This window comes from Sorangium sp. So ce362, assembly GCF_051519845.1.
Lineage (GTDB): Bacteria > Myxococcota_A > Polyangia > Polyangiales > Polyangiaceae > Sorangium.
The window spans coordinates 7590025-7604786 of the sequence record NZ_CP150332.1; the positions used below are offsets into that span (position 1 = coordinate 7590025).

The window sequence follows — 14762 nt, forward strand, 5'->3', positions numbered from 1 at the left end:
CGGCGTACCGCCCGCGTGACACGGCGCAGCCGCGCGGCCCCCTCGGCCCTCCTGCGCAGTCCGTCGGCCCTCCTGCGCGAGCCCCGGCGCCCTCCTGCGCGGGCCCGTCGGCTCTCCTGCGCGAGCCCCGGCCCCCCCTGCGCGAGCCCCCGCCCCTCCTGCGCACCACCGTTGGTGTCCTGCGCTACGCTCGCCCCCATCCTGCGCAGCCCCGCGCCCCTCCTGCGCGCCCCTGTTGGTGTCCTTCGTCACCCTCGTCCGGCTCCTGCGCAGCCCCAGTGGGTCTCCTGCGCAGCCCTGGCGCCCTCTCGTGCGCCATTTCTGTATGCTACGCAACATTTGCTCCCTCCTGCGCCCTCTTCGCCAGTTCCGTGGCCCGCTGCCCGCGGCGCCGGGCACGCCGCTCCCCTCGATGCCGCGGCACGCCGCCTCTCCCAACCCTCGGCCCCAGCGCCTCCCTCGCGACGTGACCGACTCGTGCTCTCCGCTGGCCAATGCCTTGTTCGCCGCTCCCCTCGCCGATGCGTCGGCCCCCCATTCCGCAGGGGGCCCCGACAAGGAGGCGTATCTTTACCATGGCAAAGGCATCCACCACCACGTCGCCCAGGACCAACAAGGTCGCAAGGAAGCGCGCTCCGCGCGAGAGACAGGGCGCGCCTCGGTCCTCGACGAGAGCAGCAGCGTACATGCTGAGCGCCGCCCGCGAGGCGGAGCTCCTCGGAGAGGAAGTATCTTCCCCGAGGGGGTCGCCTGCGCCGATTTCACGACGGCCGACATCAGGATGGCCGGCGTCCTGCGCAGCACCCGCAAGGCCGACCTGATGGAGCCCTTCCCGAGGCTCAAGGCCTACTACGAGCACTGTCAGGCCCGCCCGGCGTGGCGGCGCACCCTTGGCCTCTACGCCGAGCGACTCGGCGTGAACGTCGACGACATCCGCCAGAGCGTAACGATCCTGCGAATGAGCGGCGGGCGCAAGCCCGTCCGATCCATTCGCCAGTCAGGCCGCCTCTTGGCCTCTTCCTGCATGAACGCGTCACGAGCGATGTCGCGCGGTCGGCGACCATTCGAGTCGAAGCCTCGGACACTCATGCCCAAAGGGGTCTCGCTCCAGCTGCGCGGCTTTACTGAACTCGACATCTCGTGCACCATCAACGTAGAGCAGCCGAAACGGGCAGTAGCAGCCGTCGACAAAGGCGACGCAGAAGGTCGTAAACGGATTCGTCAGCCCCGCGGGGCCAAGGATGAACGCTTCAAGCTCCGTACGATTGGCGAAGCCCCAGACAGAGGACTCTGGCACATGGCCCGCGTGATCGACCACGATGAAGCGATCGTTCAGCTCGATCTCCGGGAAAAACGGCGGCTGAAGAATGCCAGCCGTCATTTCGACCCTGGAGAGCGTCTCCAAGAAGTCGCCGCCGTCGAACGCCCAGGGGTCAGCGACCGCGCATGCGGTCAGGGCGTCGGCCAGCTGAATCAGGCTCATAGAAGCGCTCATGCACTCGTTAGCCAGGACAGCGATGGCGACTGCTGGAGCCCGATACGCCACGCAGCCACAACCCCTTGCTTGGACGTCGTGTCGATCGCAATCAGAAGCTCACGATCATGAATGACCAACGCGGCCTCGAGCGAGGCTGGGAGCTTATGCTGTGCCGCGATCTCCACGGATGTCCCGTCGCACGTGCACACATAGACATCCTGCCCATCAGCAAGAACCAGTTGCCGGCCGTCAGGGCTCAGGCTCATCCAGGAAAACGGAACGGGGGCATCCATCGCGACTACCTTGGCGTCAGGCTGAGCTCGCACGAACGCCAAGCGTCCCGACATGCGATTGTGCGTCACGCTCTGGCTGGTCACGTCAAACGGAACGCCGAGACCAAGCAGAACCACAGCTGCCTGATCCGCATACGCTGCATGAATGAAGGGGCCGGGTGCTGCGATCGTTGTGAGTGTCACTTCGGCGACATCGAGCATCGTAACGACGCCCTCACTGCCTGAACATATCAGCGCGCTTCGAGCGTCATGACGATAGAGCCCCTGGCAGGAACCGACTGACTTGCGGCGACAGGAGCCGTCATCAAGGTTGAAGAGTCCTACCGTCGGTCCTCGCGAGGACATGCACACAGCAAGCTCGCCGATGCGCACAGAGCGATGAGCGTACTGTGGCACACCCTTGTCCCAACGCCTTGTCTCGCGCAGCGTTGCTCGTTCAAGCTCAAGAAGGCGCTTGCCGGACGCGACGAGGATGGATTCTGGCGAGGGGCTCAAAGCCGTCGAATACACGGCGGACCGGACGCGAGCGCCGCCGGTGACTTCACCGTCCGACAACGACAAGCGCCGAAGCGACAACGACGCGAAAGGAGTGCCCCAGCCATCCGAGACCAGCAGAGATCCCGTCATGGCGTCATAGACAGGCACCATCGAGCCGGTCAGCGAGTACGGAAGGTCGGTCGTCCAGATGGGTGTCATTGAAGCGTGGGAGGATGAAGAAACGGGCTTTCAGGGTCTCTGGCGTGACCAGCCCTCTCGACCGCTGACCGCCGCTTCCGCGTGGCGCGCCTTGAACTCCGACCCCACCCCCTCGCGCCGCCCCGATACATCGTGGCAAGATAGCGTATCCGAGGGCTGCCCCACCTTGTCAAGGAGACCGGCGCACGGTCGCCTGGCGCATGGTCGCCCTCCCCGGCGGCGGCGCCTCAGCCGCGGCCGCGGGTATGGGCGAGCGCGTAGGCCATGCCGCTCTGCAGCGTGCCGAGCGTCAGCAGGCCGCCGAGCCCGGCTGCATCGCGGACGAGCAGCTTGGCCGCCTCGGGCCGCACCCCGGTGAGGATCGCCTGGGCGCCGACCAGGCGCAGCGCGCTCGCGGTCCGGGCGAGGATCGCCGCCGGGGCGGCATCGAGCTGGCGCACGCCGGTGATGTCGAGGATCACCACCTGCGCGCGCGTGCGGACCGAGCCCTCGAGGGCCGTCGCCAGCACCTGCGACGCGCGGGCGTCGTCGAGCACCCCGATCAGCGGCATCACCACGATGCTCTCCGTGATCGGCAGCAGCGGCGCCGCCATGTCCGCCAGGCGCTCCTCCTGGACGCGCAAGATCTCCGCCTGCGCCGCCGACCGCTCGCGCTCGGCCCGCTCTCGCTCGCCGATCTCGCGGCGCGTCTGCGTGTGGGCCTCGCGCAGCGCCTCGCCCTGGCGCACCAGGTCGGCGTTGACCGCCTGGAGCTGCTCGAGCGCGGTCTGCAGCTCGTGTGTGCGCGCCTCGACCTGCTGCTCGAGCTGCTCGCGGGCCTGCTGCACGCTGGCGTACAGCCGGGCGTTCTCGATCGCCACCGCCACCTGCGCCGACAGCAGCTGCAGCAGCTCGACGCGCTCGGGCGCGAAGGCGTCGCGGGTCGCGTTGTTCTCGACGTAGAGGATCCCCGACAGCCGGCCCTGGTGGAGCAGCGGCAGGCACAGCACGGAGCGCGGGCGCTGGCTGGCGACGTAGGGGTCGCGGGCGAAGCGGGGCTCGGCGCCGGCGTCGCCGAGCAGCACGCCCTCGCGGCTGCGAGCGACGAAGCGGACCACCGAGGTCGCCAGGGCGGCGTCGTCGCGCATCGGCTGGTCGAGGCCGACGCGGACCTCGTCGGGCGCGGTGCGCATCTCGGCGGCGATCGACAGGCCCTCGCCCTGCGGCACGAGCAGGAAGCCGCGCTGGGCGCCGGCGCGGAGCATGACGATCCGCATCAGGCGGTCGAGCAGTCGGTCGAGCACCAGCTCGCCGGCGACCGCCTGGGCGGCGCGCATCAGGCCCTCGAGGTCGAGCGAGCTGCCGCCGAGCATGCGGTTGGTGGTCGTCGAGCGGCCCGTGCTGTGCCCGGCGCGTGCGGGCGCGGGCGGGGCGAGCAGGTCGGCGCGGGTGAGGAGCAGCTGGCTCGCCTTGGCGGCCGCGCCCCAGCGGGCGAAGCCGACGTGGGCGTCCTGCAGGTAGGCGCCGGCCAGCGCGCGACGGTTGCGGCGCAGGTGCAACCGCGCCGCGCACTCGCTCGCCAGCGCCGCGTGGAGCACGAACCCGCGCGCCTGCGCCTCGGTGATCGCCTGCTCGTAGCCCGCGATCGCCTCGGCGTCGCGGCCGGCCAGGCGCGCCGCCTCGGCGTCGAGCAGGTGCTGGAGCGCCACGAACTGCGACGGGTTGCTCGTCGACCACGGCCGCAGGGCCGCGCGCTCGCGGTCGAGCTGTTGCACCAGCGCCTCGCGCTCCGCCTCGCCGGCCGCGTCCCAGCGGGCCGCGGCGACCAGGCCCGAGTAGGAGTACTGCTCGGGCGAGTACATGTGCCCGGCCCCGGCGCCGCTCTCGTGCAGCTCGCGGGCGCGGACGGCGAGCTCGAGCCCGCGCTCGTGCTCGCCGTACAGGTAGGCGAGGCGCAGCTTGCTGACCGCGTAGAGCCACGGCACGAGCCCCCCGGGCGGCATGTGGGCGACGAACGCGTCCTCATCGAAGCCGTCGCCGCCGAGGGCGCTCGTCGCCGACTCGCCCATCAAGTTGACGACCACGCGGCGCATGAACTCGACCACCGCCGTCGACGCGACGTCGCGGGTCTTCCGCAGGAGCGTCGTGACGTCGTCGATGCGGGCCTCGGCGCCGCGGATGTCGGCGTCGGCGATCAGCGCCAGCGCGGCCGATTGCAGGCAGTAGAACGACACGTAGGCGAAGTTGCCGACCTCGAGCGCGACGCGCCGCGCCGAATCGCGGTACTCCTCGCCGGCCGCGTACGGCTGGCGGTAGAACACGACCGACGTGCCGAACAAGAAGTGCACCATGCAGCGGGTGCGCAGGTTGCCGGTGCGCTCGTTGAGCTTGACCCCGAGCTCGCCGAATTCGTAGGCCTTGCCGAGCTCGCCGGTGACGCCGGCGAGCAGGATGCTGTACACCGCGTAGCTGTAGTCCGACCCGTCGACGTTGCCGTGGCGCAGCGACAGGTTGACCATGTGCAGCACGATCAGGGGGAACAGCGCCGGCCTGCCGACGAACACCGGCCCCGACATCGAGGCCAGGAGCCGCATCACGACCTCGACGTCCGGGTCGCGCGCCGGCGGGGCGTCGAGCAGGGCGCCGATCCGCCGCTCGCCGAGGTTCTCGTGGGCCGCCGCGAACGCGGCCGCGACGGCCTCCTGCAGCGCCGGGCCCTCATCGGGCAGGCCGATGCCGTACATCGCCAGCGCCGCGCGCCCGGCCGCGACCACCGCCGCGAAGTCGCCCATCGCCGCGTGCAGGAGGACGCGGAGGTCGTAGACCTGCGCCCGCTCCTCGCGCGAGCGCGCCCGCGCGAGCGCCTCCTCGAACAGCGCGTCGGCCTCGGCGAACGCCCCGCACAGGTACGCGCACTCGGCCAGCTCGACGCGCAGCGCGAACCCGAGCTCGAACCAGTGCGCCCACGGGTCGGCGCCGAGGCACTCGCAGCCGGCCTGGAAGTACTGCCGCGCCGCGTGGTAGGCCGTCGCCGCGCGCGCCCGCCGGCCCGCGCGGAGGTTGAGTCGCGAAAGCTCGAGCCGCTCGTCGCCGCCGATCCGCGGCAGCGCCATATCGAGGTGGCCGACGACCTCGAACAGCGCCTCGTCGGGCACGCCCGCCGGGTACGCGTCGCGCAGCAGCCGGCCGACGCGCAGGTGCGTCGCCTCCCGCACCTCGCTCGCCAGCAGCGAGTCGGCGGCCTGCTGCACGCGGTCGTGGAGGAAGCGGTGGAGATCGTCGCCCTCGCCGCCGGCGAGCGGCACCACCAGGCCCTCGCGGACCAGCTCGCCGAGCGCCGCGGTCGCGTCGTCGCCGTCGTCGCCGCCGACGGCCGCGAGCACGCGCCACGAGAAGCGATAGCCGACGCACGCGGCCCGCTGCAGCAGCCGCTGGGCCGCGGGGGTCAGGCGGCGGATCTTGCTGGTGACGAGGGTGACGACATTGTCGGTGACGTCGCGCGCCTGCACCTGCGCGTCGTCCCACACCCACCGGCACGCGGCGGGGTCCCAGCGCAGGAGGCCGTCCTCGGCGAGCAGCAGCAGGAACTGGCCGATGAAGAACGGGTTGCAGTGGGTCTTCTCGCCGACGATCCGCGCCAGCGCGGCGACCTGCGGCCGCTCCATCACCAGCGTGTCCGCCAGCAGCTCCTCGACGTCGGCGAGCGCCAGCGGACCGAGCGGCACGTCGCCGACCTCGACCCCCGCCGCGCGCAGATCGGCGAGCGCGGCCGGCAGCGGGGGCCCGCGACCGACGTCGTCGTCGCGGTAGGTGCCGAGCACCAGCAGGTGCCTGCACTCGGCGTCGAGCAGCATCTCTTGCAAGAGGCGCAGCGACGCCGGGTCGACCCACTGCAGATCGTCGAACACGAGCACGAGCGGGTGGTCGGCGGCGGCGAAGACCCGCAGCAGGGCGGTGAAGATCAGGTTGAAGCGGTTCTGCGACTCGGCCGGGCCGAGCCGCGGGACCTCGGGCTGCGGGCCGACGATGAGCTCGAGCTCGGGGATCAGATCGGTGAGGAGCTTGCCGCCGCTGCCGAGGGCGGACGCGAGGGCGCGCCGCCACGCCTCGAGGACCTCGGGCGCGGCCGTCAGCAGGGTGCGGCACAGCTCGCGCAGCGCCGCGGCGATCGGGGCGTACGGCGCGCCGCGGTCGTATTGATCGCACTTGGCGGCGACGAAGAACCCGCCGCCGCGGGCGACCGGCGCCGCCAGCGTCTGGACCAGCGCCGACTTGCCGGCGCCGCCGGGCCCGCGCACGAGCAGCAGCGTGCGCGCGCCGTCGGCGACGCCGGCGTAGGCCGCGAGCAGGACGTCGATCTCCTGCTGCCGTCCGTACAGGCGCGGCGGGATCCGCGGGGTCGACGGCCGGTCGGCGCTGCCGAGCGCGAACGGCTCGATCGTCCCCGTCGCTGCCCACGCGGCCGCGCAGCGCTGCAGGTCGGCCCGCAGCCCGGCCGCGCTCTGGTAGCGATCCTCGGCCGCCTTGGCGAGCAGCTTCATGATGATGTCCGACAGCACCGGCGGCACCTTCGGCATCAGCACCGCCGGGGCGACCGGCACGCGCGCGAGCTGGCTGTGGACCAGCGCCATCGCGTCGCCGGCCTCGAACGGCAGCACCCCGGTCACCAGCTCGTAGAGCGTCACGCCGAGCGAGTACAGGTCCGAGCGCGCGTCGACCGGCCGGTTCATCCGCCCGGTCTGCTCGGGCGACATGTACGCCAGAGTGCCCGCCATCCCCGCGCCCGCATCGACGCGCAGCGCCCCGTCCTCGCCGCCGGCGATCGCCAGGCTGAAGTCGATCAGCTTCACCTGCCCGGTCGCCGGGTTGTGGACGATGTTGTGCGGCTTGACGTCGCGGTGCAGCAGCGGATAGCGGTGCAGCAGGTCGAGCGTGCCCGCCACCTCGACGCCGATCGCCAGCACCGCCGCGAGGTCGAGGGCGCCGGCGTGGAACAGCACGTCGAGCGAGCGGCCGCCGCAGTCCTCGAGCACCAGCGCGAGCTCGTCGCCGATCGTCTCGAGCGCGTGCGCCTTGATCACCCCCGGCAGATCGAGCGATCGCAGCACCGCGAACTCCCGCCGCAGCGCGCCGTGGATCGCCGGCGCGAGCGGCCCGCCCTTGCCGATCTTGACGACCACGCGGGCGCCGTCGCGGGCGCGGACAGCCCGATGGATCACCACGCCCGCGCTCTCGTGCAGCTTCGCGGTGAACGTGTACGCGCCCTGTTCTGCCATGCTTTTGTGCCTCGTGACCTGTCGATCGTCGCGCCCAGCCGCCGCGCGAACCATCGATCGCGCCACCGCTTCCGAGTGTACGTCCAGAGCGTACGTGGCGCGGCACCACCGGGTAAAGCATCGGCGTCAGCGCATCGCCGCCCCGCCGGCCGCCTCGCCGACCGCCGCGGCGACTCGAGGCGCGCGGACACCGCGGACTGTACGCAGCAACACGCGCCGGCATTCACCGCGAGGACCTCCGCGCCGGCGCCAATCACCGCACTGCGGGGTTGCGCTCGAATCCGCGTGCACCCCTGCCTTCGCGCACCTCACTCGGCGAAGACCATGTCTTCCGGGGGGAGAGTGCTCCCTCGGAGCCGGCACGCCTCGATCCCAGCGTAGGTCGTGGCGCCCGTGTGAGTCGAGATGGAGTACGTGTCCTGCCCCAGCTCTCGGTCCTGATCATCGAACGGGTCGAGCCGACGCTGGACCTCGATCCGCTCACCCTCGCCATCGGTCGACGACGCGAGCACGACGACGTAGGCGTCCATCTCCGGGACGGCGAGCGCTTCACCGGCTCGTGCGTGGAGCGTGGTCATCCGGGTCCGGCCTCCGTGGTCGCCGCGTAACAGGACGCGAACTCCCGGTCTGAGGAGGGTATCCACCCCGGCAGGAAGCTAACGTGCTGAACCTTGCAGCGCGGTCACGTGGCTAGCTCGAAGCAATATCGAGTCGAAGGCTGGCAGAGCAGCGCGCTGCACGACATGCACAAGGGTGGCATCTGTTCTGCGAAGTGGACCATTCTTGGGCTCTGACCATCCGTCGATTGGTCGACCGAAGCCGCCGGGCCAGGTCTGTCCAGATGGTCGCCGTCCGTGATCTCCTCACCGAAAATCTCACGGTTCGGCTCCGCGCCGCAAGGCCCAAGCGCTGTCCAGCGCCACAGGGTAGATTCGCCGAACAGCCGCGGCAGTCGCCGCCTCTCCGACGCATCGCCTTGTTGGGCCGCATCCGTCCATCCTCAGGAGAGCACTTCGGTGGCCGTCTTCGCCCCGAGGACGTTATCGATCCAGCGGTCGAGGGTCGCGACGTCCGTGCATGCCTGGATGTGCGCGCTCTCGTCCTCGGTGAGCGCGATCCCTGCACGCGCAAGCAGCCGCAGCAGCGTGTCCCTCTTGCCCTTGAGCTCGCCCTCACGCATGCCCTCGAGCTTGCCTTCACGCATGCCCTCACGCATGCCCTCGAGCTTGCCGCGATCGACGAGCTTCTGCACGAACGGGGGAAAGGTCGCCTCGCCTTCGATCTGCCGTTCCATGACCAATGCCTCCAGAGCCTGCCTCATCGGCTCACGCAACCCGTTCCAGATGAGCTGAAAATAGACCATCGCGTGCGCCTGGTCGAGCCGGCCGATGGCAGCGAGCGCCGCCTGCACCACGGTGAGCCCGCTCGGCCCGTTGCCGTGCGCCACCGCCGACAGCACGGCGAGCTCCGTCTCCTTCTCCGCGTCGGCCGGGTCGATGCTCTCGGGGACCACCGCCGGACCGAGCACCAGCGGCGCGACGTGGCCGCGCCCCAGGCCGAGGTCGATGTTCTCCGCGGCCCAGGCGGCCACGCCGGCGTCCGGCGCGATCACCAGGACGATCGTGCCGCAGCGCTTCCTGACGCGCACGACCGCGACGTACGCCGGCCACGAGTACTTCTTGTCCGGGTCCATGTCGCGCTGTACCTCGATGACGATCGCCAGCACCAGCGCGTCGCTCTCGTCGCGAAGCTCGAGCACCAGATCGGCGCGGAACTCCACCGGGATGAGCTGGTCGAGCGACGACTCGACAACCGCGACCGCGGCGTGCGGCGGCACCTCGACGTGGAGGAGCGTCGCGAGCCAGCGGGGCGCGAGCTCCGGGTGCTCGCGGAACATCTCGACGAGGGCGTTGTGCTCGAGCGTCGGCATGACGCTCGGCCTTCAGCACCCCCCATGCCGGCACGAAACGCCGGGAAAATGCGAGCAGATCTCCAGCTCAGGGGGTGGCGGCGCCATGGCGGACGCAGGCGGCCAGCGACGCCGGCTGGGAAGCGACCCCCTGTGCGGCAGGCGAAGAAACCTCGCCAAGCCTTGTCTGTGCCTGACGATTTGCCAATCTGCTGCGGACGCCCGCCCGAAGCGAGGAAGGGCGCACGTCAGCAGCACTGGCCTGTCCTACCAAGAGCCGTCAGATCAACGGTTCGGTTCGGGCCGCCGAACGCGAATCTTGATGTCCGTTGCAACCACGAAGCACCCGGCCCAGCGCTCGACGTCCTCTGTCCGGAAGAGACACTCGATGTAGGCCTTGAGCACCCGCCGGCTTGGATCAGCGAGGCGGACGAGCAGGAGCCCGTGGTGTGTTCCAGGGGCGAACTGCCGCAGATCCGAGAAGTCGAGATCCTGCGTGATCAGAAAACGCTTGTCCGCCTGAGCCGCCGCCCACACGCCGGCGTCTGGCGACCCCTGAAGCCCCTCTTGCTGCACCGAGTCCGCGTCGTGGCCGAGCTGCACGAGCGCCTCGACCAGCGAAGTCGGCGGATTCTCGTCCAGCTTGATGCGCATCAGAATCCGACGACATTGGGTGCCGGTAGGTCTTCCCGGACGGAATCCGCGGCGAACGCGATCACTGCGCGCACGTCGTCCGCGGTCAGGGTCGGGTAGTCGCTGAGGATGTCCTCGATCGAGTCGCCGTCCGACAGGCTGGCGAGCAGCGTGCGGAGCGTGACCCGCGTCCCCTTGATGACCGGCTCGCCCCCGCAGACGAGAGGATCTCGCACGATGCGATCGCGGTGGTTCATGACGTGAACTCTACCACAATTCCGGCTCGGCTTCAGCGGTCTCTGCTGCCGACCCCCAGTGGAGTCTGGCCGCTACGTCTTTGCTGGCGTGAGCCCCGTGCGGCGCGGCTCGCTGCGACCGGCCAGGCCATTCCTTGCGGCCCCCAAGCGGGTCCCTGTCGCCTTCGGTGTGCCTCGTCACGGTGCTTGTGCGTGCGCGAGCGCATCACTCGGTTGCACCTCGCGATCACCGCGCTGCGGCTCGGAAATCACGAATCGGCCATCATTGCATCGTGGAACGTCCATCGTCGAGTCCCGCGGGCGCGACCCCGGACGTCGAGCATTCCTTCGATCCGGCGTTTGCCCGCAATTTCCACCGGAGCGCCTCGGAGAGAACGCTCGCGGCGGCAGCGAGCGCTTCATCTCCGCCGATACGCGCGATGAGGGGCGCGAGCTGCTCCACGCCGCCCCAGCGGCTCAGGGTCGAGACGAGCGAGGCGTCCTCCGCCGCGTCCCCGAGGCTCACGACGAACAGCCTTGCCGCCGTCGCGAGCGACATCCAGGGAGCGCAGCGCACCACGCTCTCCAGAGCCTCGGTGCCCCGGTCGTCGTGGTAAGCAGTGACGGCGCGCGCCGCGAGCGTGGGGCGCGACGGCTCGGGGGCGGCGAGACAGAGCGCCGCGAGGGCCATGACGCGCGCGGCTTCCGAGCCACCTCCGCCGCCACCTTCGGCGATCGCCACCGCCGCCTCGAGCCCGAGCACCTGGATCGCTTCGGCCGCGTGATCACACACGAGCCCCGCGGCGACCCACGGGGGCTCCAGCGAGGCCACCGCGTCGCGCGCCGCTTGCACGAGGGAGCGGCCTCCCTCGGTCGCTGCGGCGCAGAGCAGCGGACGAGCGGCGAAGATCCCGCTGCCACAGAGCTCTCGGACGATGCCGAGCGCGCGTTCCGGATCGCCGAGCTCGGCGAACCGGACGGCCATCGCGGAAGGGGGCGGGAGGGCCTCGTCCAGCAGCCTGGAGAGCTCGGCCAGCCCGAGGAAGGGAAGTAGGGCCGCGGTGCACGCGCCGACGTCGTGCCTGTCGGCGCCCTCGTCGTGGTCGGCAAAAAACGTATCGAAGGACATCGAGACAGCGAGGGTCCGCTCTGCATCGGGCAGCACTGGCAAGAGGGGCGCCAGCGCGTTGGCGCGGGACGTCGGTGGAAGAGGGACCGCCGCGCCGAGGAGGGCGAGCACCTGGTTCCGCCCCATCCCTTTCGCCGTGGCGAGCCGCGCGAGCGCCTGCCCCGGCTTCGCGCTCGACAGCGCGCGCTGGATGGCTTGCTGGACGAGCGCTTCCGCCTCGGCGCGCGGCAGGAAGTCGGCCGCCGTGAGCCACGCGCTCAAGGTGCTGTCGGGCCCTCCTTCCGCGCGCCACGTGGCCGAGACCGCCCACCGAGCGAACGTCGACGCCTCGTCGCCCGATGCAGCGCGCGCCGCGGTGAGCAATGCGAGCGCATCTTCCCAGCCATCACCGCGCCATGCCGCGCCTGTCCGCCTCACGACGTCGAGCGCGGGCGCCTCGATGTCCGCGCGCAGCGAGGGAGAGGCGCGCGCCGCGAGGGCGAAGAGCGAGACGGCGAGCGCCCGCTCCGTGTCGCTCCACGCCTCCTCGTCAGCCCGGTCGGCTCCAGGAGGCCACGCGCGGTGCAGCGTCGCGAGCGCGCCCTGCGCGAGCGCGATCCGCACGAAGCTCGACAGCGCGTCGGGCGGGATATCCCTGGCGTCGGAGGCGCCAAGCGGCGCCGACATCGAGCGTCGCACGCGCCCCAGCTCCGCCCGGCGCGCAGCGAGATCCTCGCGCGAGCGCGGCCATGCCCACCGCGGTGCACCGAGCGGAAGGAGATCGGCGCGCGGCGCGCCGGCGGAGACGAGGTGATCGCCGGCGTACCGGCGGAGGTAGGTGACCGCGCCCCTCTCGCCTGTGTCGACGCTCTCCCAGGTGCGAACGAGCGCCCGGGCAGCCTCGGCGAACCGCTGCTCAGCGAGCGCGACGTGCTCCGGGTGCGCGGCCACCCAGGCGGCGCGCAGCGTTTCATGACGAAAGCGAATCTGGCGACCCTCTTCACACCACTGGAGAACCGGCTCCACGGCCTCGCGGTGCGTGTCGAGAGAGCCGATCACCTCGGCGACGTGCGCGCCGAGGAGCGGCGCCAGCTCGGTCGCGTCGAGCGGCGCGAAGGCGCACGCGAGGGTCGTCATGAGCTCTTCCAGCGGAGCCGCGCCGCGATCGCGGAGTGATCTCGCGATCGCGTCCACATGGGCGCGTGGACCTGGACCGTCAACCGCCGCCTAGGCGAGATGGTCGCGGAGAGATGGCTCGACGTCCTCCTGGCGGAATCCGTCGACCGAAACGTACGTCACGTCCGCGGCGCGGAGACCGAGCCGCTCTGCCCACCGCTCGGCAACGTCGCGCGCGCCGGAGACCGTCACCAGCACACGCGCGCCGGGGCCTGGCTCGTCCAGCACCGAGCGGCGAGGGTCGTCCGGCCAGTCCACGCAGGCATCAGGCGCGAGCAGGCCAATCAAGAGCTGCGGCTGGCCGTCCTCGCCGTCCCAGTTTGCGATGCGGTTCACGAGGCTCGTGCGGACACCGAAGTGAAACTCGTCGAATCCCGTGCCTTCGGGCCATGGGCCAGCCGAGAGCCGCGCGAGCACTTCCTCCTCGAAGGCCGCGCCAAACGTGCGTCCGGCGTGGACGAGGAGCTTCAGGGTGCCAGGACCCGGGATCGAGCGGAAGAAGCGTTCGACGACCGTGCTCTTCCCTGTGCCGGAGGGGCCATGGACGACGCACGCCGACGGGCGCCCCGCTTCATGCCAGGATCGCAGGGCCTCGAATGCCCTGGACTGGCCTTCACCAAAGAACGGTCCCTCCATCGAGCTCTCCTCAATGGTAGTGGAGCTGGATCCGGTTCCCGGCGCGATCTTCGACTCGAGCGAGGCGGAAGCGCCGGCGCGCCGGGTCGCCGAGATCCGGCTCGAAGATTCGCCGCGTGCCGTCGGGCACGTCGAGCGCGAACCCCTCCTCGTGCCGGTGGAGCACCCATCCGTGCGGTCCGATCACTCCCGTGCCCCGCTCGACGACGCCGAAGGACACGTCAAGACCGTCGTCCGTCCAGACCTTCGCGCCGCCGCCGCGGCGCAGCTCGACCTCCCAGGCGAAGCTGTGCGTCCAGCCGTGGCCAAGGCCGATATCCCGCTCGCGGCTGGTCGTGGAATATGAGCGCGCGAGCTCGAGCGGTAGCGGCCCTGGAAGATCGAGGTCCACGACGGGCGCGGTGAACACGCGGCCGGTGATGACGTCGATGGGATCTCCATGCGACGCCGCGCCGCTGCTGCTCCCGCCGTGGTGCTGGGGGCATCCGCCGCCGTCCTTCCCGGGGGAACCGCAGGCGCTCTTGCCACCGCCGCTGGCGCCGCTGCCTCCGTTCTTTCCGTCGGAGCCTTGGCCGTTCTTCGACCCGTTGCCGCCGCGCGCCCCGCTCCCGCCGCCGCCTCCTCCTCCGCCCATGACGAAGACGCCGGGGTTCATGCCGGGGATGGCAGGGATGTTCGGGACCGGGGCGGTACGGGCCATGCGCCGAGGATACGCCAGCGGACCGGGCGTGCGGAGCGGCTGCGGCAGGAAGGGCAGGCGGGAAGCCCGGGTCGGCCCAACCCGGGTCGGGTGCGGTCCGCGCAGGGCGGGCCTGCCGTGATGAACCCGTGCGAGGGCGGGCTCCCGAGCGTCGGCGGCAAGGGCGGTGACGGATTGCCCAGCGGCGCGGAGGACGGGCGCGACGGCGAGCCGACCCCGACGCCGACGCGGAACCCCGGCAACTACGGACGGCGAGGACGAGGGGACGTGGCCGACGTGGGCTGCACGGACGGCGACTACGGGATCTACGGCGCGCGAGGCCGCGTCGGCGCCCCCGGCCAGGGCATCGGGCGCATCCGCGAGGCCGGCTGGGAAGCGGACTGGGCCCGCGACGGCGGCCGGGGCACGCCGGGCCAGGGCGGCGGCGGAGGCGGCGGCCGCAGGGGCGGGCTCGGCGTGTGCGGCGCGGCGTCCAGGGGGGCGCCGGGGGAGGCTCGGGCGGGGCAGGCGGCTGCGGCGGCCGAGGCGGCAAGGGGGGCGAGAACGGCTCCCCGAGCGGCGGCATCGTCGCGCTGCACGCCAGGGTGACCGTGCGCGACAGCGAGATCGAGACGTCCGACGGCGGCCCGGGCGGCGACGGCGG

Annotated in this window: 11 protein-coding genes; 1 reads left to right on the forward strand and 10 read right to left on the reverse strand. The window is 71.4% G+C overall.

Annotation, left to right across the window (positions count from 1 at the left end):
- Positions 1-1033: 1033 nt before the first annotated feature.
- The 10 genes from WMF17_RS28865 to WMF17_RS28910 form a co-directional block, all read right to left on the reverse strand.
- Complete coding sequence (locus WMF17_RS28865) at positions 1034-1483, reverse strand: hypothetical protein (RefSeq protein ID WP_437596382.1); 450 nt, start codon at positions 1481-1483, stop codon at positions 1034-1036.
- An 8-nt stretch (positions 1484-1491) separates the two neighbouring features.
- A complete protein-coding gene (locus WMF17_RS28870; protein WP_437644255.1) occupies positions 1492-2466 on the reverse strand; it encodes a hypothetical protein in 975 nt (324 codons plus the stop codon).
- A 227-nt stretch (positions 2467-2693) separates the two neighbouring features.
- On the reverse strand, positions 2694-7721 hold the full coding sequence (locus WMF17_RS28875; protein WP_437644256.1) for an AAA family ATPase: 5028 nt from the start codon (positions 7719-7721) through the stop codon (positions 2694-2696).
- Between the two features lie 308 nt (positions 7722-8029).
- Complete coding sequence (locus tag WMF17_RS28880) at positions 8030-8299, reverse strand: Imm10 family immunity protein (protein WP_437596385.1); 270 nt, start codon at positions 8297-8299, stop codon at positions 8030-8032.
- 422 nt (positions 8300-8721) lie between these two features.
- A complete protein-coding gene (locus WMF17_RS28885; RefSeq protein WP_437644257.1) occupies positions 8722-9651 on the reverse strand; it encodes a hypothetical protein in 930 nt (309 codons plus the stop codon).
- Between the two features lie 264 nt (positions 9652-9915).
- On the reverse strand, positions 9916-10284 hold the full coding sequence (locus WMF17_RS28890; protein ID WP_437644258.1) for a DUF5615 family PIN-like protein: 369 nt from the start codon (positions 10282-10284) through the stop codon (positions 9916-9918).
- Positions 10284-10520 carry a DUF433 domain-containing protein gene (locus WMF17_RS28895; protein ID WP_437644259.1) on the reverse strand — a complete coding sequence of 79 codons (237 nt, stop codon included), beginning with the start codon at positions 10518-10520 and terminating at the stop codon, positions 10284-10286. The genes WMF17_RS28890 and WMF17_RS28895 overlap by 1 nt, the downstream gene beginning before the upstream one ends.
- Before the next feature lie 262 nt (positions 10521-10782).
- On the reverse strand, positions 10783-12744 hold the full coding sequence (locus tag WMF17_RS28900; RefSeq protein ID WP_437644260.1) for a hypothetical protein: 1962 nt from the start codon (positions 12742-12744) through the stop codon (positions 10783-10785).
- A 90-nt stretch (positions 12745-12834) separates the two neighbouring features.
- Entirely contained in the window at positions 12835-13419 is a 585-nt protein-coding gene (locus tag WMF17_RS28905) for an ATP-binding protein (protein ID WP_437644261.1), read from the reverse strand.
- A gap of 10 nt (positions 13420-13429) precedes the next feature.
- Positions 13430-14119, reverse strand: coding sequence for a DUF6531 domain-containing protein (locus tag WMF17_RS28910; RefSeq protein ID WP_437651406.1), 690 nt, complete (start codon positions 14117-14119; stop codon positions 13430-13432).
- Between the two features lie 117 nt (positions 14120-14236).
- On the opposite strand from WMF17_RS28910, the gene WMF17_RS28915 reads away from it, so the two are divergent.
- On the forward strand, positions 14237-14707 hold the full coding sequence (locus WMF17_RS28915) for a hypothetical protein (RefSeq protein WP_437651482.1): 471 nt from the start codon (positions 14237-14239) through the stop codon (positions 14705-14707).
- The last annotated feature ends 55 nt before the right edge of the window (positions 14708-14762 follow it).